The organism is Pseudomonas oryzihabitans (assembly GCF_014522265.1).
Lineage (GTDB): Bacteria > Pseudomonadota > Gammaproteobacteria > Pseudomonadales > Pseudomonadaceae > Chryseomonas > Chryseomonas aestiva.
Genome location: NZ_CP017024.1, coordinates 4,436,916 through 4,454,604 on the forward strand (window position 1 = coordinate 4,436,916; position 17,689 = coordinate 4,454,604).

Here is a 17,689-nt window from a genome sequence, read left to right on the forward strand (position 1 = left end):
ACGGTCTGATCGGCCGCCACCGGCCGAGGAGCGAGAACATGACACGCTACTGTCTGCTGCTGGACCTGCGGGACGACCCCGCGCTCATCGCCGAATACGAACGCCAGCACGCGGCGGTCTGGCCCGAGGTCATCGCCCACCTGCGCGAAGCCGGCGTCGCCAACATGACCATCTGGCGCCTCGGCTGTCGGCTGACCATGCTGCTCGAAGCCGGGCCGGGCTTCTCCTTCGACCGCCTGCACCAGCTGGAACAGCGCAATCCCAGAATCCAGGAATGGGAAACCCTGATGGCGCGCTATCAGCTGTCCTCGCCCGAGGCGGGATCGGAGAAATGGCAGCTGGCGACCCCGCTGTTCGAGCTGGCCGCCCTGCCCTGAGCCGCTGGCGCCGAACCGGGTAGCCCATGAGATACTGAAGCCCTTGAAGATGCAGGTTTCATCGATGACGCTGCCCACTGCCACCACCGAAAGAAAGCTCTACCAGAAGATCGCGGATCGCCTGCGCCAGCATATCCGCGAGGGCGCCATCGAAGCCGGTACCCGCCTGCCGCCGGAGCGCGACCTGGCGCTGTTGCTGGGCGTCTCCCGGCCGTCGCTGCGCGAAGCCCTGATCGCCCTGGAAATCGAAGGCAGCATCGAGGTCCGCCAGGGCTCCGGGATCTATGTGAACGCCGCGCTGCTGAACAATGGCGCCCGGACCTCCACCCTTGGCGAAAGTCCTTCGGAGTTGATGCACGCCCGGGCCATGATCGAGGGCGCGACCATCGTGCTGGCCTGTTCCCTGGGTGGCAAGGCCGATTACCGCTACCTGGCGAAGTGCATCCAGAACATGAGCGACAAGATCGCCCAGGGGCTTTCGCCCATGGAGGACGATCGCAAGTTCCACTGCCGCCTGGCCAGGATGAGCGGCAACTCCACCCTGGTGCGCATCATCACCTCGCTGTTCGACGAGCGTCACAGCCCCCTCTCCACCCACGTCGCCGAGCAGACCGAAAGCCAGAAGACCTGGGGCGTCGCCGTGGCCGAACACGAAGCCATCCTGCGTGCGGTGGAAGCCCGCGACCTGATCGGTGCCCAGACAGCCATGCGCCACCACCTGCTCTGTTCGGAAGCGCGCTGGCTCGAGGGCTTCGCCTCCAGCGAGGATTGAGGACCGTAGGCCGCCAGACATCCTCACCCCAGCAACAGCCGAATGGCCCGCTCGATCCGCTCCGCCGCCTGAGCCCGCAGTGCCCTGGGATCATCGCCCAGCAGCGCCCGCAACTGATGCGGCGCGAAGACCAGATCGATGAATCCCTCGAGCAGCCGCTCGACATCGTCCGGCTGATCCGGGCCCGCCTCGATGGCCTGTCGCACCCGCAGGCGACCCGCCTCCCAGCCGATCCGGGTCGCCTCGGCCGCTACTGCCGGAAAGCGATCGGCCGTGGCGATCACCAGGCGCATCATCGCCAGGGTTTCCGGCCGCGAGGCGTGCTCCAGCATGTCCTGACCGGCCAGCCGCAGACGCTCCGCGAGCGGCAGGCCGGAGGGCACGGGTTCGAGCTGCGGCAGGGTTGCCGAATGACGGCGGATCACCGCCTCGAACAGCTGATCCTTGTTGGCGAAGCGCGCATAGAGGCTGGCCTTGCCCGCACCGGCCAGCCGCGCCACCGCCTCGCAGGAGGTCCCGGCAAAGCCCTGGGCGAGGAAGAGTTCGAAGGCAGCGTCCAGCAGGCGGCGATCGACAGCGCCGGCCTCTTCGCGCCGGGGTCGCCCGCCGCGTGGTTTGGTCATTTCGGTCATGGGCGAACCTTAAGCGGATTGACAGCGCCTGTAAACTGAACGATAACGTTCAGTTATTCGACTGCGCCCTTCCTTGCGAGGCTCTCCATGACCGATCTCATCCAGCCCTTTCCCATCCACGTACCCCAAGCCCAGCTCGATGAGCTGGCGGCAAGACTCCGGCTTACACGCTGGCCCGACCGCGAGACCGTCCACGATGGCAGTCAGGGGCCGCAACGGGAGCGCCTGCAGGCCCTGGTGGAGCGCTGGCGCGGCGGGTACGACTGGCGGGCGGCCGAGACCCTGCTGAACGGCTGGGGCAGCAGCCGCACCGAGATCGACGGCCTCGGCATCCACTTTCTGCATGTGCGCTCTCCCGAACCGACGGCTACCCCCCTGCTGCTCACCCACGGTTGGCCAGGCTCTGTGCTGGAGTTTCGCGACGTGATAGGGCCGCTGAGCGATCCAGTCGCCCATGGCGGTGAAGCCGCGGACGCCTTTCACCTGGTCATTCCCGCGCTACCCGGCTTCGGCTTCTCGAATCAGCCCAGCGAGCCCGGCTGGGGAGTGAGCCGCACCGCCCTGGCCTGGATCGAACTCATGCGCCGACTCGGCTACGGCGATCACTGGCTGGCCCAGGGCGGCGACTGGGGCGCCGCGGTGACCACCGCCCTGGCCCATATGCGCCCGGCGGGCCTGGCCGGCGTGCACCTGAACATGGTGATGTTCCAGCCCACTGCCGAGGAGGTCGCGGCGGCCACGCCGGACGAGCAGCGGATGCTCGCCGACGCCGCCCGCTACGAGCGTGAATACTCGGGCTACATGAAGGTGCAGACCACCCGCCCGCAATCGGTGGGCTTCGCCCTGGCCGATTCGCCGGTAGGCCTGGCGGCCTGGATCTACGCCCTGTTCCAGGACGTCTCGGACAGCGCGGGCGAACCGGAGTGCGTCCTGCCGCTGGATCATCTGCTCGATGACATCATGCTCTACTGGCTGCCCAATGCCGGCGCCAGTTCGGCGCGTTTCTACTGGGAGGCCAGGCGCGAGATGGCGAACGGCATGGCCAGCGCGTTGCTGCCCCTGCCCGCGGGCGTCAGCATGTTCCCTGGCGAGCAATTGCGGCTGTCGCGCCGCTGGGCCGAGCGGCGCTTCGCCGATCTGCGGTTCTTCGCGGAAGCCGATCGGGGTGGGCACTTCGCGGCGATGGAGAATCCGCGAGAATTCGTCGGTCACCTGCGGGAGGCCTTCCGGACGATGCGCTGAGGGCGCGCTCCATTGACTGCAAGCAGGGGATCTCGCGCATTGTCGCTACCTCACCCCAGGGGCACCGACAGACTCGATGCCCTTGAAGCCTAGGGCGCTGTCCTAAGGCTTTTCCTCTGCGCATGAAATGAGCACACCCGCGCTCAAGATCATCAACATTCCACCCCAGGTAAAGAGGTCTGGGATCTCCTGGAATAATAGATATCCCCATAGACAGGCGAAGACCAGATAGGCGTAGTCGAAGGTACCGACCAGCGCCGCCGGGGCGATCTGATAGGCTCTGGCGGTGGCCGTATTGATGAAGACCAAAGCCACGGCGTAGCAGACGATGAAGGCCATCTCCTCGCGACCAAGTGGCTGCCAGGGAGACAATAGAAAATCGGCCTGAGCAGCCACCGCCTTACTGACCGCGAGCGAGGCCAGACCTCCCAGGCAGGCCGCTACCAAAAAGGCGATATTCAATCCCAGGGCCAATACCAAAGGGTGTTCGTTGCGGCAGTGTCGACGCGTGACCACCATTGCGAGCGCGTAGAACAGCGCACCAATGACCGGTAGCAGCGTGGCAGGAGAAAAGGCGTCCGCGCCTGGGCGTAGTACCAGGGCCACGCCGGCAAAGCCGACGCCTACCGCAGACCAACCCAGCCTGGACAGGGACTCACCGCCATAGCAGGCCGCTAGAAGCGCGATGAAAATGGGGGTCGTATAGATAGCGACGGCCGCTACTGACAGAGGAATGAAAGGAAGCGCAGCGTAATAGCTGATCCACATCAGCAAGAGCAGAATACTTCTGGCCATCACCCAGCGGATCGAGCCTATCCCTAGGCGACCGGCCTTGAAGCGGCCGATCGCCCAGAAGCCAATCGCGGGCACCGAAAGGCAGGCTACTGCAAGAAAAAGCTGCCAAAGCGGTAGTCGAGCACTAAAGTATTTGACCGCAGCATCCACCAGGGACAGGACAAAAACCGCCGCGACGATCAGGCTGATTCCCTGGCGGACGCGGTCGTTGCCGACATCCTTTTGTGCCATCCGTAAGACCTCTCTCTGAAGCCGCGCCGCTAAGAAGCATCGCGTTCCAGAGATGCCTCATAGTGACTCGGGTCGCCCCTGGACACCATCAGTGGCGCACTATGAAAGTCCTTGTCTTTACCGTCGTTGCTGTCACAGCAAGGTACTTCCAGTGTATCCCGAGGGTGCCACGCCATGTTGGCGTGGGTGGCGGAGCGGTAGCTGCCGCGAGTGCTAGGCATTGCGCGCCATGACCGCATAGAGCCCACCCTGTTTCATCAACTCTTCATGGGTGCCCTGCTCCACCAGTTGCCCGGCCTGGATGACCAGAATCCGATCCGCCTGCCTGACGGTGCTGAGGCGATGGGCGATCGAAATCAGGGTCCGCGGCCCCTCCAGCGAGGCCAGGGCCGCGGCCATCGCCGCCTGGGTGCTGCTGTCCAGGGCGCTGGTCGCTTCATCCAGGAGAATGATCGGTGGATCACGCAGCAGCATACGCGCCAGGGACAGACGCTGGCGCTCGCCACCGGACAGCTGATAACCCCGGTCACCGACCCCGGCCCCAGCCCCTCGGGAAGCCTGCGCACCGTGGCATCCAGTTGCGCCCTTTCCAGCGCCCACCAGAGTTCCGCCTCGCTCGCGTCGGGCCTGGCGAAGCGCAGGTTGGCCTCGATGCTGGCGTTGAGCAGGAATGTATCCTGGGTCACGATGCCGACCAGGCTGGCCAGCGTCGCGAAGCTCAGCTCGCGGCTATCGATGCCGTCGTAGCGGATACACCCCTGATCGGCGTCGTACAGGCGCGCGAGGAGATAGGAGATGGTGGTCTTGCCAGAGCCGGTGGGGCCGACCAGCGCCGTGTGCTTTCCGGCCGGTATCTCGAACGTCAGATCCTTGAGTACGGCGCGGTCGCCATAGGCGAAGCTGACGTTCTCGAAACGGATGCCCTGCTGGAAATCCTGCCGCGCAAGAGTCGTCGGTGAGCTCGCCTCGACGACCGTCGCCGGCGTATCCAGATAGCTGAACACCCGCGCCAGCAAGGCGCGTCCCTTGGCGAATTCGATCCGCGTCTCAAAGATCTCCAGCAGCGGCCAGAGCAATTGCTCCTGCAAGGCGATAAAGGCCACCAGGGTGCCAATGGACACCTGCAGCCCCAGGCCGATGAACAGACCGCCGCCCAGGAAGGTCAGCGCCGGCAGCAGATCCAGCGCCAGGAAGACGAGCGCGAATTCCCATTGTCCCGCCGTGCTGGCCTGGGTTTCCAGGCGCGCCAGCTGCGCGGAGTCACGCTGAAAGCGCTGCACGAGATAGTGCACGCGGCCCAGGGTACGCGACAGGATGATGCCGCCGGCCGACAGGGACTCGGCGATGTTGGCGGAAAGGTCCGCCACCTGCTCCTGTTGCCGGTAGGTCACCCGCTCCCGCAGCTGGGCGACGCGGCCATTGATCCAGACCAGCAAGGGAATGACGGCGAAGGAGACACCCGCCAGGCGCCAGTCCAGCAGCAGCATCGCCACCAGGGTCGCCGCCACGACGCTCAGGTGCTTCGCCAGATCCGTGGCGGAGTGGGTCAACAGCGTCTGCAGACCGGCGATGTCGCTGGACAGGCGCGCCTGCACTTCGCCCGCGCGGGTACCGGCGAAAAACGCCAGCGAGAGGTTTTGCAGGTGGCCGTACAGGCGGGTTCGCAGGTCGTGCATGACGCTCTGGCCCACCCGAATCGCGACATAGGTCTGGGTCAGGTTGGCGATGGCATTGAACAGCGCCACCCCGACCAGACCGGCGGCCAGATAGACCAGCAGCGTCAGGTCCTTCGCCGGCAAGGCATCGTCGACGATGCTGCGGATCAGGAAGGGACTGGTCACGCCGCTGATCCCGGCGACCGCGATCAGCAACACCACCAGCACCAGTGCGGCCCGGTGCGGAGCCAGTAGTTCGAGAATCCGCGCGAAGGTGACATGACGCCTGGCCAGGTCACCATAGTCGTCGAGGGTCTCGGTTTCAGCCGGCGATCGTGGGGAAGAAGAGGAACTGGACATTTGTTTGCTTTCAGGTCGGTCAGAGGAAGGAACGGACTCAGGTCCGCGTCATCGGGTGCCAAGGAGGCCTTGAGCTGCTGCTGGTCAGGACACGAGGGCGTCGGTCAGCCGGATGTCGAAGCGCGCACCGCCTCTTTCGCTTTGCGCCAGCGCCAGCTGCCCGCCCTGCTTCTCTATGGCGCGACGGCTGATCGACAGCCCCAGGCCAAAGCCGCCGGTGGCGCGATCCCGACTGCGATCCAGGCGATAGAAGGGCTCGAACACCCGCTCCCGCTCGCCCGGCGGAATACCCTCGCCATCGTCCTCGACGGTGATCAGCAGGGTGTCGGCGTCGCGGCCAACGGTCAGCCAGACCCCTCGCTGGCAATAGCGCAGAGCATTGCCAATCAGGTTCTGCAACGCGCGCGCCGTGAGTCTAGGTGCCAAGAGGGCTTGCTCGGGCGCAGCGGCCATGTCCAGGCTCAGAGTGACGCCACGCCGTTCCTGTTCCTCGCTGAAATCCGCCAGGACACTGTCCAAGAAGGCACCGAGCTTGAGCGCCTGACGCTCGGGTGCCTGCTGACTGGACTGCAGGCGGGCGTAGGAAAGCAGCTCGTTCACCAGCGCATCCAGTTCGCGCACGTGGCGAATCTGCTGCTCCAGCTGTCGCTGTGTTTCAGCGGGCAGCGGGTCGGCCTGCATTAGGGCCAGGCCGAATTCCAGACGGGACAGTGGCGTGCGCAGCTCATGGGAGACCGCATTGAGCAGGTCGCGCTGCTGGACAATCAGGGTTTCGAGATCCTGGGCCATGTCATCGAAGGCCCGCGCCAGCTGGCCGATGTCCGAGCGCGGCGAGATCGCGGTACGCTCCTGCAGATGCCCCTTGCCCAGGCGCGCCGCCGTGCGCCTGAGCCGCTCCAGATCACGCCAGTGCGGCCGCAGCCAGACATACAGACAGATGAGCAGCGCCGCACCGATCAGGGCGTTCATGGCCCAATAGGTCAGGGCTATGTCGGTCGGAACCTCGGCGAAGCCGACCCAGAGGACGTGCCCGCCCTGCAGGGGGATCAGGGCCACGCTGGGATCGCCATCGTCGGTCAGGCGGACGCGCCGTTCGCCTTTGGCCAGACGGTGGCGCTCGGCGCTCGTCAACTGGGGATCGCTCTGCAGCCCCAGTTGCAAGGTGACGGGCGCGATGTCGGCGTTCAGCTCAGCCAGCAGCGCCGGCCAGTGGGCGAATGGCGTTTCCACGAAGGTCCGCTCCACCAGCTTCAGCGGGCCATTCATCTGCTCCAGACTGACGCGGCTATAGCGATCACTGAACATCTGCTGCAGGGCTTCCGGGACCAGATAGCTGGCTGCGCCATAGGTCACCAGCAGCACGCAATAGAGCCTTATCAGGATCTTGAGCATCTAGCAGGACTCGACGCCGCGGCGCGGTCGTCCCTGCGGGTCACATCCGGACCGTTTTGCCAGCCTGAACGACGGCCAGCACGAGCCGTGGCCCGCGCCTTCCTGGCGCGGGCCAGGCAAGGTCACGAACGCGTATCGGCGACGCTGGTCGGTGGCCACCGGCGCGGCAGGGGTGATGACGTTTTCGACGCTGAAAAAGAGTTTCACAGATAGGTCCCGGGACAAGGAGGCGGCGAGCATAACGGAGCGCCAAGCCCTCAAGGTCAGCCCTTAACACTCTTTCACAAGAGACCTACAGACCTTTACAAGGCCGCCCAGGCGGGCCCTCTACCATGGCGTTCTCCACGAGGACGTCCGATGTTCCACTACCCACTCTTCCCTTCCTGCCAACCCGGAAAAAAGCGGATCCAGATGCCATCACGCACCTTGGCTCGGCCCCGCTGCCCATCCCTGTCCCTGGGCAAACGGCCCGCGGCAGGCAGGCTCGTCATGACAGGAGTGACCGTCATGGCCCTGAGTGTCCTGCTCGCGGGTTGCTCCCTGGCACCCCGCCATGAACGACCGCAGCCGCCGGTCCCGGAGCGCTATCCCGTGCTGACGGCGTCCGCGGACCTGTCGCCTCACCGCCAAAGCCTGTTCGCCGATCCGCACCTGCACGCCTTGATCGATCAGGCCCTGGACGGAAATCGGGATCTGCGGCTGGTCGCGCTGGATATCCAGGAAGCGCGCGCCCGCTATCGCATCAGCCGTGCCGACCTCATGTTCGAACTGGGTGCCACCGCCAGCCGGACGCGGGAACGGACCGGGAGCCTGGATAGCGCCTCGCGCACCGATCAGCAGCGAAGCGGCAGCCAGACGGCCAACAGATACAGCGTCGGGTTGGGTACGAATGCCTACGAACTCGATCTGTTCGGCCGGCTGGGGAATCTGCGCGATGCGGCCCTGGACGAGTACCTGGCCCAACGCGATACGCGCAGCGCGGTGGAGCTGTCACTGATCGCCGAGGTGGCGACGGCCTATCTGAATCAGCGCGCCCTGGATGAGAGACTGCTCGTGAGTCGCAGCACTCTGGAAAGTCGCCAGCGAGGCCTCGCCCTGATGGAACAGCGCCATGCCGCCGGGGTGAGTTCGGCGCTGGACCTGGCCCAGGCTCAAACGGCGCTAGAGACCACCGAAGCCGATCTCGCCGTCCTGGAACGGAATCGGGCACAGGCGGACAACAGCCTGCGCCTGCTGCTCGGCGGAGAGCCGCGCGGCGACCTGCCCGCGCCCTTGCCGCTCGCGCGCCAGGGTCTCGACCTGCCCGTCCCGGCGGGCTTGCCCTCTGACCTGCTGCAACGCCGTCCGGACATTCGCGCGGCCGAATACCGCCTGCGGGCGGCCAACGCCAACATCGGCGCCGCTCGGGCTGCCTTCTTCCCGCGCATCACCCTGACGGCCAGCGCCGGCTACCTGAGTTCCGATCTGAACGGCCTGTTCAACCCCGGCAATCAGGTGTGGAGCTTCGTCCCCCAATTGCAGGTACCGCTATTCGACGGCGGTCGTAACCGCGCCAACCTGGACCTGGCGGAGGTGCGGCGCGATCAGGATATCGCTCGCTACGAGAAGAGCATCCAGGTCGCCTTTCGCGAGGTGGCCGATCAACTCGTCGCCGAGGCGCCCCTGAGACGGCAGCTCGCGGCCCAGCAGCGTCTGCATGACATCACCGCGCGCAGTGTCGAGCTGGCGAGCGAGCGCTATCGGCAGGGGCTCGACAACTACCTGAATCTGCTCGACAGCCAGCGCAGCCTCTACCAGGCCGATAACGCCCTGATCGAAATCCGGCTGCAGCTGATGATCGCCCACGTCGACCTGTTCCGGGCACTGGGCGGCGAATGGGAGCGGAGCGGCGAAGCGGATCTTCCCGCTCCACCCGCTGCGACCCCGTCGCCCATGGCCTCGCGTTAACACTTGTTTACCGGCCTTCATGAGGTTTTACACGGGCCGTTCTACCGATCGATATCCTGATTCACAGGCGCCATCCACCGAGCGCGCGCACACAAGAGGAGACGCTAGTGAGGCACGTCGTAAAAAGCATCGGCTTCATCGCCATGATACTGGGCGTGGCGGCCGTACTCGTGGGGTGGCTCATAGACCCTACCGTCTCCTTGAACAACGGCATCAAGCTGGTTTCGATAAAGCGCGAGTTCCTGCAAACCGACTTCTTTCTCTGGGGCGCCATGTTGTTTGCCGCCGGCTTCAATGGCTATTCACTGCATACCGATCTCTGAGACCGACGCGACCTTTCCTTGCGTCGATCCACGGGAATACGTCTCCGCTCCCAGGACATTTCACGAGCCTTGGCCATGCGCTCCTTCAGCGTCTCGATGATTTTGCTGCTGGCCTGCCTGTCCACCGTGCTCGGCCTGGTCGACCTCGACGAGGCCGACGTGATACGGATCGCCATCTATAGAGGTCCGGCCACGTACGAGGGTTGTGCCGAGGCGGTAAAGGATGCCATCGAACGGCTTGGGTCGGCCTACCAGGTTGATTTCCTCGGCCCGGACGAACGCCTGGATGTTTCCAGCGCAAACCTGCAGCGCTACGAAGCCTACGTCCAGCCGGGGGGTGGTCAGGACATACCGGCCGCCCTGGCCAGTCTGGGCAAGGACAGGATCGCTGCCATACGCGCCTATGTCGCCCAGGGCGGTCAGTATCTCGGAATCTGCATGGGCGCCTACCTCGCGGATGCCGACAATCTCGGCCTGCTCGATGCCGAGCTGGATTCGGAGGTTGGCCGCCCGGGCTTTCCGGTCACCTCCATAGACGACAGCGTGGTGCTCCTGAGGTGGGGCGGTCGTGAAGATCAGGTGTTCTTCCAAGATGGCCCCTATCTACCGTCTGGATCGGGCGACGGTTTTCGCGTGATCGCCAGCTATGGCAATGGTGACATCGCTGCGGCGCGCTACCGGTTTGGCGCAGGCGTCGTGGTCTTGAGCGGCCCCCATCCCGAAGCCGATGAGTCCTGGTTTCAGGAGGCGCACCTGTCCATGAGCCGGTTTCCCAGAGGCGAGCCGTTCAGGACCCTGTTCGATGCCCTCGACTTCTGACAGCCACCACAGGCCCTCACGGGCAGGCTGAGCCAGGATTGCCAACAGTTGCCTTTCTGTCCGTCTCCCGGCACGGTGATCCGCCCACTCGATCGGGACGCTCACCTTGACCCCTACCCTGCACATCGCCGCCGCCATCCTCCTGAACGACCGCCAGCAGGTGCTGCTGGTGCGCAAGCGGGGCACCACCGCCTTCATGCAACCGGGTGGCAAGGTGGATCCGGGGGAGCAACCCCTGGAGGCGCTGATCCGCGAGTTGGAGGAAGAGCTTGGCCTGGTCATCACGACAGAGGCTGCGACCTTTCTCGGCAACTACCAGGCGCCGGCCGCCAATGAACCCGGTTTCAGGGTCGATTGCGCGCTGTATCAGGTAGCCATGGGCGCGGAAGTCCAGGCGGTGCCTGCCGCCGAAATCGAAGAGGCGGTGTGGATAGCCGTAGACGAACCCGGCGATCTGCCGCTGGCGCCCCTGACCCGCGACGTGATTCTTCCACTGCTGAGGCGGCGACTGCTGCACCCTTAGCGAGCAGCCCTGCGCCTTGGCCCCGGATTTCAGCTTTGCCAGGCCAGGCCGGGCCAGGTCGCCTGAAGCGTCGGGCGGCCTGGCGTCGGCCAGCGTCAGACCTTGGGCAAGGGCCGCCACCCCCCGGCCGTACGCATCTCGAGGCACGCCGGCAGGCCATCCAGACGCAGCAGGTGCAACCAGCCGTTGCGCACCAGATCGCGCACTACGGACTGGTTGGCGATCACCTGATCGATCATCGCGCGCGGCGCCTCGATCACCACGTGCAGCCGTAGCGGACGATGCATCCACTGCTGGCCATCGTGCAGCGACTGGCGCGCCAGACCGGTGCGCAGGTCGCCGCCGTTGCCTTCGAACACGCCGATATGGCCGCCCACCACGTTGTGCAGCAACTTGTTGCCGCTGCCAAAGCGCAGGTTGTCGGTGGTCGAGGTGAAGTACTGCAGGTTGATCCAGTGCGCCACCACCATGGGCGCCGTCATGATCAGCTCCAGCACCCTGCCCTCCTGGTCTTGCCGCCAGTCGTAGTCGTGCAGGAAGACGCGACCCTCCAGGTCCACCGCGCGGGTGCGCGCCCGCGGCGCGGCGATGAAGGCGGCATTGCCGGCGAGGCCCCATTCCGGCCGGGTCTGCGCCCAGTCCCGAGCGCGCCGGCGCAGCTGCCCGAGCAATCTGTCCGGCTGTTCCGGCAGCGGTGCCAGGCCCAGTTTGCCAGCCCGCTGCCGCCGCACCTCGGCGCTGGCGCTGTCCAGCGCCAGCCGCAGGCGCTGCCAGCTGGGCTGGAGCTCTGCGGGAAGCCCCTCGTACCCGAAGACCCGGACCTCATCCGTCGTGGTGTTGTGCAGCCCGGCCAGCACCTGGCAGTGCGGCGGCAGGTCGAGGCCGCGCACCCGCAGCCCGTCACGCACCTCGGGCTCGTTGAGCAGGCCGGCCAGTAGCCGCGCGTTGATCTCGCCGCTCTGGCCACAGCAGGCACCGCAGTCCAGACCCGCTGCCTGAGGATTATTGGCGCTCTGGCTGCCGTGGCCGAGCAGCACCAACAGGGACGGCACCGGCCCGTTGAGCCCCATGGCCCTGAGAATGCGCTCGGCCAGGTCGACCTGCTGCAGCCGGGACATCGCCGGTAGCTGTGGTTGCAGCTGTTGCCGTTCGTGACGGCGCCAGGCGCTGAGTTCGGGCGAAGGCGCGCCACCGGCCAGGCCATAGGTCCGTCCCAGCAGCGCCCCGGCGTAGCCCAGCCCGACGCTTTCCACCAGGGTGAAGGTCGAGGCCGGCAGCCGCTCGAACAGCCGCCAGCGGCCCTGCCGCGCCAGGCGCCCCTGACGCAGCTGTGCCAGCTGGCGATCCCGTGTGGCATCGCCACTGCCCTCGCTGACCTGCAGTTGCGGCGCGAGCAGGCCCGGCAACTGCGGGCGCGTGGCACCGGTACCCAGCGGCGTATAGGCGATGGGCAGCCCGAAGAAGCCGGCGAAACCGCCGGTTTCCAATGTCGGGCAGGTCTGCTCCAGGGCGCGCCTGAGGGGCTCGGAACGTACGTCGATACAGAAGAACAGCTTGGCCAGCGGCACCGGGGGCAAGGCTGCCGGGATGCTCAGGCACAGCGCCTGCTGCAGGTGCTCCTGCCAGGCCAGCTCGTCGGCGCGCTGCCAGAGCTGCAGGGCCTGCCAGTTGGCCGAAGGCATCCGCTGCAAGCCCTCCTCCCAGGCCGCCCGCCAACTGTGCCAGCGGCTCTCGGCATCGCGCCGGCGATCATCCACCAGCCACTCCCAGGCCGCGCGGATGGCCAGCAGCTCCAGCACCGTCTGGTCGTCCTCGCCCTGCAGCCGGGCCTGCCAGCGCCGATAGGCGCACCAGGAGGCCCAGCCCAGGTTGCGCAGCAGCAGGCAGTCGAACCAGGCGGCCCAGTCTGGCGCTGGCAGTCCCAGGTGTTCGACCGCCGCCTCCAGGGCCGCTTCGGGTTGCGCGGGCAACGCTGCGATCCGCTGGTGCAGATCCCGGCAGCCACTGAGGACGCTCAGGCCCCGGTCGGCCAGCAGGCTGGCGCGCCAGGTCTGATAGAGCCCGCCACCCTCTGCCGGACGCCAATCCGCCTGCTCGTGATCGAACCAGGCCGCGCAGCTCTGCCCGATCTGATGGGTGATCAGCGCCGGCCAGCCCGGAAGCGGGATCCCCGGCTCGGCCAGATCTTCCAGCAGCGGCAGACCGTGGCCGACCTCCGCGGGGGCGTCCAGTGCCTCCAGCAGCCTTACCGGCTTGCAGGATTCCCCCTGCTCGGCCAGCGCCTGCTGCAGATGGCGCTCGGCGATGCGACCGTCCTGCCAGGCCTGGCGATAGTCGGCGGCGTCCAGGGTCAGGCGGCTGCCGGCGCGCTGCCAGAGCTGCGCGGCCACGCTCTGCCAGGCCTGATCGCGCCGCTCCCACAGCGGGTTGACGGCGATCATGCGATCCAGCGGCCAGGTCGGCGCGATGCGCGCACAGGCCTGGCGGGCCGCCTCGTGCAGCGCCTGGTGCTTGGGGCTGGAAAGCGTTTCGAAGGCAGTCATGAGCGGTCTCCAAGGGTTGCGCTCAGGGGCTGGGGCACACGCGCCGGCCACAGGCGAAAGGTCAGGCGGGTGAAGTGCTCATCCAGGTAGAAGCCGGCAAAGGCCAGCGGGTAGAGACGTTGCGCCAGGGCGCCGCGCGGCCGGGCCAGCAGCAGGCCCTGCAGCAGGTAGAGCCCGACCAGCATGACCATCGCCACCAGGGCCAGCGGCAGCGGCGCCGCAGCGAGGTGCTGGCCGAGGATCCAGCCGGCCGCCTGATGCCACAGCAGGTAAGCGCCGAGCAGCAGGCCGAACATGAGCAAGCCATGGGCTGGCTGGTCGCGGCGCAGGATCCAGGGCGCCAGGCCGATCGCCAGCAGCGTCAGGGCCACCAGGGGCAGCGCATGACCGGGCAGCAGCCAGGCGCAAAGCCCTTGCAGCAGCGCCAGCATCAGCGCGGCCACCAGCAGTGCGCGCAACAGCCCGTTCAAGTCGAGCGCCGCGGCCTGCGGCTGCAGGGCATGCTGGCGGGCGTGGGCGACCGTCTCACCCGCGGCCAGGAAGGCATGGGCCTTGTAGAGCGAGTGGGCCAGCAGGTGCACCAGCGCCAGTTCGTACAACCCCAGCCCGCATTCCAGCAGCATCAGGCCCATCTGCGCGCAGGTCGACCAGGCCAGGCGGACCTTGATGCTGATCCGGGTCATCATCACCAGGGCCGCGAGGACCGCGGTCAGGCCGCCGACCAGCACCAGCAGGCTCTGCGCCGGAACCGCAGCGGAAAACAGCGGGGCGAAGCGCAGCAGCACGAAGCCGCCCAGGTTGACCACCCCGGCATGCAGCAGGGCCGAGACCGGCGTGGGAGCTTCCATCACCTGGATCAGCCAGCCATGCACCGGCAACTGGGCCGATTTCAGGATCACCGTCAGCGCCAGCAGCAGCGCCGCGCCCTGCAGCTCCCAACCGAGCGCACCCCCCGCGTGCACCTGGGCGTTCACCGCGGCGAGGATCAGCGAGAGCTGGCTGCTACCGCCGGCCTGCACCAGCAGCAGGGTCGCCAGCAGCAGGCTGACATCGGCGAGGCGGCTGGCGAGGAATTTCTTGTGGGCCGCGACGACGGCCTGCGGGCGCTCGCGGTAGAAGGTCAGCAGCTGGTGCAGGCACAGGCTGGACAGGATCCAGGCCCCGGTAATCAACAGCAGGTTGCCGCTGGTGACCACCGTCGCCACCGCCGCCAGGGTGGCCAGCAGGGCGAGCACGTAGCGCCGCTGCCCTGCTTCCCCCTCCAGATAGCGCCGGGAATACTCGATGATCACCAGCGCCAGCAGGCTGATGAGTCCGGCCATCGCCAGGCCGAGGCGATCAGGATCCTGGGTGCCGACGAGCGCCTGTAGCCAGGCCGCCAGCACCAGCAAGACACCCAGATAACCCGCGACCCGCGCAGGTATCCAGAGTTGGCTCGGTGAAGCGAGGAAGAGCGCGGGCAACAGCGCCAGGGCATAGACCCAGGGCAACAGTGGGGCGAGGGAAAACAGCAGGCCAGACATCGTGCACACTCCATGAACACCAGATAGCGACAGTGTCCGGATGTGTACGAATTATTTAAAATAGATTGATCAGAACCTAACGTTCACTTTTGAAGAACGAAGCATGCGCCGACTCAATTTCCATCACCTGCACTACTTCTGGGCCGTCGCCAAGGAAGGCAATCTCACCCGTGCCGCCGAGGCGCTGCATGTCTCCCAGTCCGCCCTCTCTACCCAGATCCGCGTGCTGGAAGACCAGCTTGGCCATCCCCTGTTCATCCGCTCCGGACGCAGTCTGCGGCTGACCGAAGCCGGGCAGTTGGTGCTGGACTACGCCGACACGATCTTCGCCCTGGGCAGCGAGTTGCAGGACACCCTGCAGAACACCCAGGAAGCCAACCAGACACTGCGCATCGGCTCCGTGGCGACCCTCTCGCGCAACTTCCAGGAAAACCTGCTGCGCCCCTTCCTCGGTCGTGAGGACCTGGTGCTGACCCTCGAATCCGGCAGCGTGGACGAATTGCTGGAGCGCCTGGCCCTGCACAAGCTGGACGTGGTGCTGACCAACCAGGCGGTGAGCGCCGACAGCCAGCGCACCTGGCAATGCCGCCTGCTCCATCGCCAGCCGGTGTGCCTGATCGGTCCACCGCGCCAGGACAGCCGCCCCTTCGATCTCCACCGGGACCTGCAACAGGCCCGCCTGATCGTGCCCGGGCGCAGCAGCGACGTGCGCAGCCAGTTCGACGTCTATTGCAGCGGCCAGGGGCTGACGCCGCGCATCTGCGCCGAGGTCGACGACATGGCCCTGCTGCGTCTGCTGGCCCGCGACTCCGGCGACCTGGCCCTGCTGCCCGCCGTGGTGGTGCAGGACGAACTGCGCAGCGGCGCACTGCAGCTCTACGCCGAAGTCCCCGAGATCGCCGAACGCTTCTATGCGGTGACGCTGCAGCGGCAGTTCAGGTTGAGCATTCTGGAGGAGTTGCTGGGGCGGGCGGCCGCTCAGGCTGAGCACCCTGGCGCTGCCGTTGCAGCGAGGCCACGGGATTCAGCGGTATAAAGCCTACTCAATGTCTTGCGCTCTAGAGCCATTTCTAACACCGTTTGGCCAACGCGTGGCAGATGTTGAGCCGGCTCTAACAAACCTTGCACCGAGAGGTACACTGGCGGCCAACGTAATGCCCAACCTTCCAGACACCGGCGACGTTGCGCCCCAAATCCGCTATCCGATCAATGAGTACCAACGTGACATTCGTCATCCGCATCACCGCTGTCTCCCTCGAACGAACACTAACAATTGCTGTTAGTTCGCGAGCTCGGTACCACCGCCTTCATGTAGCTCGGCGGCAAGGGAGATCACGGCGAGCAGCTGCTGGAGGTGCTGATAAGGGACCTGAACGAACAGCCGGGCTGGTCTTGGCACCGGAGGCGGTGACCTTCACTAGCCAATACGGGACGCTAGCGGCCAAGGAGCCGGGCTGCACCGTTGATTGCGCGCTATATTGAGTTGAGATGGAGCCGGAAGGTCGGGATGAGGTATTTTTTGACTGACTAAAGCTATGGCCTTTCATCTCTTTAGGTAGCAAAAAACAAAAACCCAGAAGCCACTTTTTAAAATTTTCTATTTTAAAAACTCTTAAGACCAAAACTCCTCAAAATCAGGAGCTCGACATATGGATAATGTATCTTACAAAACTCTGCTAGATGAGACCCCGGAATACGCCCTAAAAGTAAAACAATACGCAAAGCTATTAATCGACCAAAAGATTTGGGACTCGATATCTCACAGCAGCCTAGAGAGCTGGCTAAATAACTTCAAAAGCCAGGAAGAAGAGTTAATAGCAGCACTTCTTCTTGACGGGCTAGTCTATCGATCAGCGCAACAGACTACATCATTGCTCATCGCCGCGCTTGAATGTGCACTGCCATTCGCCGTCTACAACACTCCAGACGCAATCATTTCTGGCCTAGATTTTATAAAAATTTTTAGTTCCAAGACAATTGACAATTCTATAAAAATAGTACCAGTCATACGCGATGCGGACCCGCCCACCAAAAGTGGGCCATCGATTGCAAGGATGTATCGTCGACAGCTGGGAATAAATGACGACTACATGATATGGCCTTGGCTTATAGACAGCAACGTAAAGGCAGGAGTCAAAACTATAGTATTCATTGATGACGTATTGGCCACAGGAAACCAAGCATCAGATTTTCTAAAAGGACTTAAACTTGAAAGATATCCTGAGGTAGATTTTTCATACATACCACTATTGGCGCACGAAGACGGAATAAATAAACTTATAAAAGATCATCCCAAAATAAAAGTAAGTGCAGTGGAAGTAATTGACAATACAAATTGTTTTTTTAAAATTGAAAAAATGGCACAAATAGGCGACCTAGAGGATCTATACTTATCTGTCTCAAAAAAACATTTGAACAAAAGACTTTACAAGGGCATGGCCAAAGGCTACAAAGATTTAGCTCTGACTTTTTCTTATTACCATGCGACCCCAAATGCCAGCCTACCTCTTTACTGGTATGAAAGCGAAACCTTTAGCCCTCTAGTTAGGAGGTAG

Annotated in this window: 15 protein-coding genes and 2 pseudogenes; 9 read left to right on the forward strand and 8 right to left on the reverse strand. The window is 64.7% G+C overall.

All coding sequences use genetic code 11. The features are described 5' to 3' along the window. Window positions 1-38: 38 nt before the first annotated feature. A complete protein-coding gene (locus tag BGI51_RS20550; protein ID WP_187979547.1) occupies window positions 39-377 on the forward strand; it encodes an L-rhamnose mutarotase in 339 nt (112 codons plus the stop codon). Between the two features lie 64 nt (window positions 378-441). Beyond that, window positions 442-1,149 carry a FadR/GntR family transcriptional regulator gene (locus BGI51_RS20555; RefSeq protein WP_158897078.1) on the forward strand — a complete coding sequence of 236 codons (708 nt, stop codon included), beginning with the start codon at window positions 442-444 and terminating at the stop codon, window positions 1,147-1,149. A gap of 23 nt (window positions 1,150-1,172) precedes the next feature. On the opposite strand, the gene BGI51_RS20560 is transcribed toward BGI51_RS20555, so the two are convergent. After that, window positions 1,173-1,781 (reverse strand): TetR/AcrR family transcriptional regulator, encoded by a 609-nt coding sequence (locus BGI51_RS20560; protein WP_187979548.1) that lies wholly within the window; start codon window positions 1,779-1,781, stop codon window positions 1,173-1,175. Window positions 1,782-1,868: 87 nt separating this feature from the next. Between BGI51_RS20560 and BGI51_RS20565 the strand changes: the two genes are divergently transcribed. Continuing rightward, the gene (locus BGI51_RS20565) at window positions 1,869-3,023 is read left to right on the forward strand and encodes an epoxide hydrolase family protein (protein ID WP_187979549.1); all 1,155 of its coding nucleotides are present in this window, start codon (window positions 1,869-1,871) and stop codon (window positions 3,021-3,023) included. A 102-nt stretch (window positions 3,024-3,125) separates the two neighbouring features. Here BGI51_RS20565 and BGI51_RS20570 read toward each other — a convergent pair whose 3' ends face one another. From BGI51_RS20570 to BGI51_RS20580, 5 genes and pseudogenes are all read right to left on the reverse strand, one after another. Further along, on the reverse strand, window positions 3,126-4,049 hold the full coding sequence (locus BGI51_RS20570; RefSeq protein WP_187979550.1) for a DMT family transporter: 924 nt from the start codon (window positions 4,047-4,049) through the stop codon (window positions 3,126-3,128). A gap of 213 nt (window positions 4,050-4,262) precedes the next feature. Continuing rightward, window positions 4,263-4,448: a hypothetical protein gene (locus tag BGI51_RS23635; RefSeq protein WP_252977328.1), complete on the reverse strand. Its 186-nt coding sequence runs from the start codon at window positions 4,446-4,448 to the stop codon at window positions 4,263-4,265. Between the two features lie 78 nt (window positions 4,449-4,526). After that, window positions 4,527-4,649: pseudogene (locus tag BGI51_RS23640) on the reverse strand (hypothetical protein); the annotation flags it as partial. 26 nt (window positions 4,650-4,675) lie between these two features. Beyond that, window positions 4,676-6,064: pseudogene (locus BGI51_RS20575) on the reverse strand (ABC transporter ATP-binding protein); the annotation flags it as partial. A gap of 84 nt (window positions 6,065-6,148) precedes the next feature. Continuing rightward, window positions 6,149-7,456 carry an ATP-binding protein gene (locus BGI51_RS20580; RefSeq protein WP_187979551.1) on the reverse strand — a complete coding sequence of 436 codons (1,308 nt, stop codon included), beginning with the start codon at window positions 7,454-7,456 and terminating at the stop codon, window positions 6,149-6,151. A 507-nt stretch (window positions 7,457-7,963) separates the two neighbouring features. Here BGI51_RS20580 and BGI51_RS20585 point away from each other — a divergent pair. The 4 genes from BGI51_RS20585 (at window position 7,964) to BGI51_RS20600 (ending at window position 11,068) form a co-directional block, all read left to right on the forward strand. Beyond that, window positions 7,964-9,403 (forward strand): efflux transporter outer membrane subunit, encoded by a 1,440-nt coding sequence (locus BGI51_RS20585; protein ID WP_252977144.1) that lies wholly within the window; start codon window positions 7,964-7,966, stop codon window positions 9,401-9,403. A 107-nt stretch (window positions 9,404-9,510) separates the two neighbouring features. Further along, window positions 9,511-9,726: a hypothetical protein gene (locus BGI51_RS20590; protein ID WP_133860929.1), complete on the forward strand. Its 216-nt coding sequence runs from the start codon at window positions 9,511-9,513 to the stop codon at window positions 9,724-9,726. Window positions 9,727-9,801: 75 nt separating this feature from the next. Continuing rightward, window positions 9,802-10,545 carry a BPL-N domain-containing protein gene (locus BGI51_RS20595; protein ID WP_187979553.1) on the forward strand — a complete coding sequence of 248 codons (744 nt, stop codon included), beginning with the start codon at window positions 9,802-9,804 and terminating at the stop codon, window positions 10,543-10,545. A gap of 106 nt (window positions 10,546-10,651) precedes the next feature. Then, window positions 10,652-11,068 (forward strand): NUDIX hydrolase, encoded by a 417-nt coding sequence (locus BGI51_RS20600; protein ID WP_187979554.1) that lies wholly within the window; start codon window positions 10,652-10,654, stop codon window positions 11,066-11,068. 95 nt (window positions 11,069-11,163) lie between these two features. On the opposite strand, the gene BGI51_RS20605 is transcribed toward BGI51_RS20600, so the two are convergent. Both BGI51_RS20605 and BGI51_RS20610 read right to left on the reverse strand, forming a co-directional pair. Beyond that, on the reverse strand, window positions 11,164-13,611 hold the full coding sequence (locus BGI51_RS20605) for a YbcC family protein (RefSeq protein ID WP_187979555.1): 2,448 nt from the start codon (window positions 13,609-13,611) through the stop codon (window positions 11,164-11,166). Further along, a complete protein-coding gene (locus BGI51_RS20610; RefSeq protein ID WP_187979556.1) occupies window positions 13,608-15,134 on the reverse strand; it encodes an NADH-quinone oxidoreductase subunit L in 1,527 nt (508 codons plus the stop codon). The genes BGI51_RS20605 and BGI51_RS20610 overlap by 4 nt, the downstream gene beginning before the upstream one ends. Window positions 15,135-15,237: 103 nt before the next feature. Between BGI51_RS20610 and BGI51_RS20615 the strand changes: the two genes are divergently transcribed. Next, window positions 15,238-16,170, forward strand: coding sequence for a LysR family transcriptional regulator (locus BGI51_RS20615; protein WP_187979557.1), 933 nt, complete (start codon window positions 15,238-15,240; stop codon window positions 16,168-16,170). Between the two features lie 613 nt (window positions 16,171-16,783). After that, window positions 16,784-17,689, forward strand: a complete 906-nt coding sequence (locus tag BGI51_RS20620) for a phosphoribosyltransferase-like protein (RefSeq protein ID WP_187979558.1) — start codon at window positions 16,784-16,786, stop codon at window positions 17,687-17,689.

Coding starts and splice junctions, on each gene's coding strand:
- BGI51_RS20550 (WP_187979547.1), top strand. CDS start 39: ATGACACGCTACTGTCTGCTGCTGGACCTGCGGGACGACCCCGCGCTC.
- BGI51_RS20555 (WP_158897078.1), top strand. CDS start 442: ATGACGCTGCCCACTGCCACCACCGAAAGAAAGCTCTACCAGAAGATC.
- BGI51_RS20560 (WP_187979548.1), bottom strand. CDS start 1,781: ATGACCGAAATGACCAAACCACGCGGCGGGCGACCCCGGCGCGAAGAG.
- BGI51_RS20565 (WP_187979549.1), top strand. CDS start 1,869: ATGACCGATCTCATCCAGCCCTTTCCCATCCACGTACCCCAAGCCCAG.
- BGI51_RS20570 (WP_187979550.1), bottom strand. CDS start 4,049: ATGGCACAAAAGGATGTCGGCAACGACCGCGTCCGCCAGGGAATCAGC.
- BGI51_RS23635 (WP_252977328.1), bottom strand. CDS start 4,448: ATGGCCGCGGCCCTGGCCTCGCTGGAGGGGCCGCGGACCCTGATTTCG.
- BGI51_RS20580 (WP_187979551.1), bottom strand. CDS start 7,456: ATGCTCAAGATCCTGATAAGGCTCTATTGCGTGCTGCTGGTGACCTAT.
- BGI51_RS20585 (WP_252977144.1), top strand. CDS start 7,964: ATGGCCCTGAGTGTCCTGCTCGCGGGTTGCTCCCTGGCACCCCGCCAT.
- BGI51_RS20595 (WP_187979553.1), top strand. CDS start 9,802: ATGCGCTCCTTCAGCGTCTCGATGATTTTGCTGCTGGCCTGCCTGTCC.
- BGI51_RS20605 (WP_187979555.1), bottom strand. CDS start 13,611: ATGACTGCCTTCGAAACGCTTTCCAGCCCCAAGCACCAGGCGCTGCAC.
- BGI51_RS20610 (WP_187979556.1), bottom strand. CDS start 15,134: ATGTCTGGCCTGCTGTTTTCCCTCGCCCCACTGTTGCCCTGGGTCTAT.
- BGI51_RS20615 (WP_187979557.1), top strand. CDS start 15,238: ATGCGCCGACTCAATTTCCATCACCTGCACTACTTCTGGGCCGTCGCC.
- BGI51_RS20620 (WP_187979558.1), top strand. CDS start 16,784: ATGGATAATGTATCTTACAAAACTCTGCTAGATGAGACCCCGGAATAC.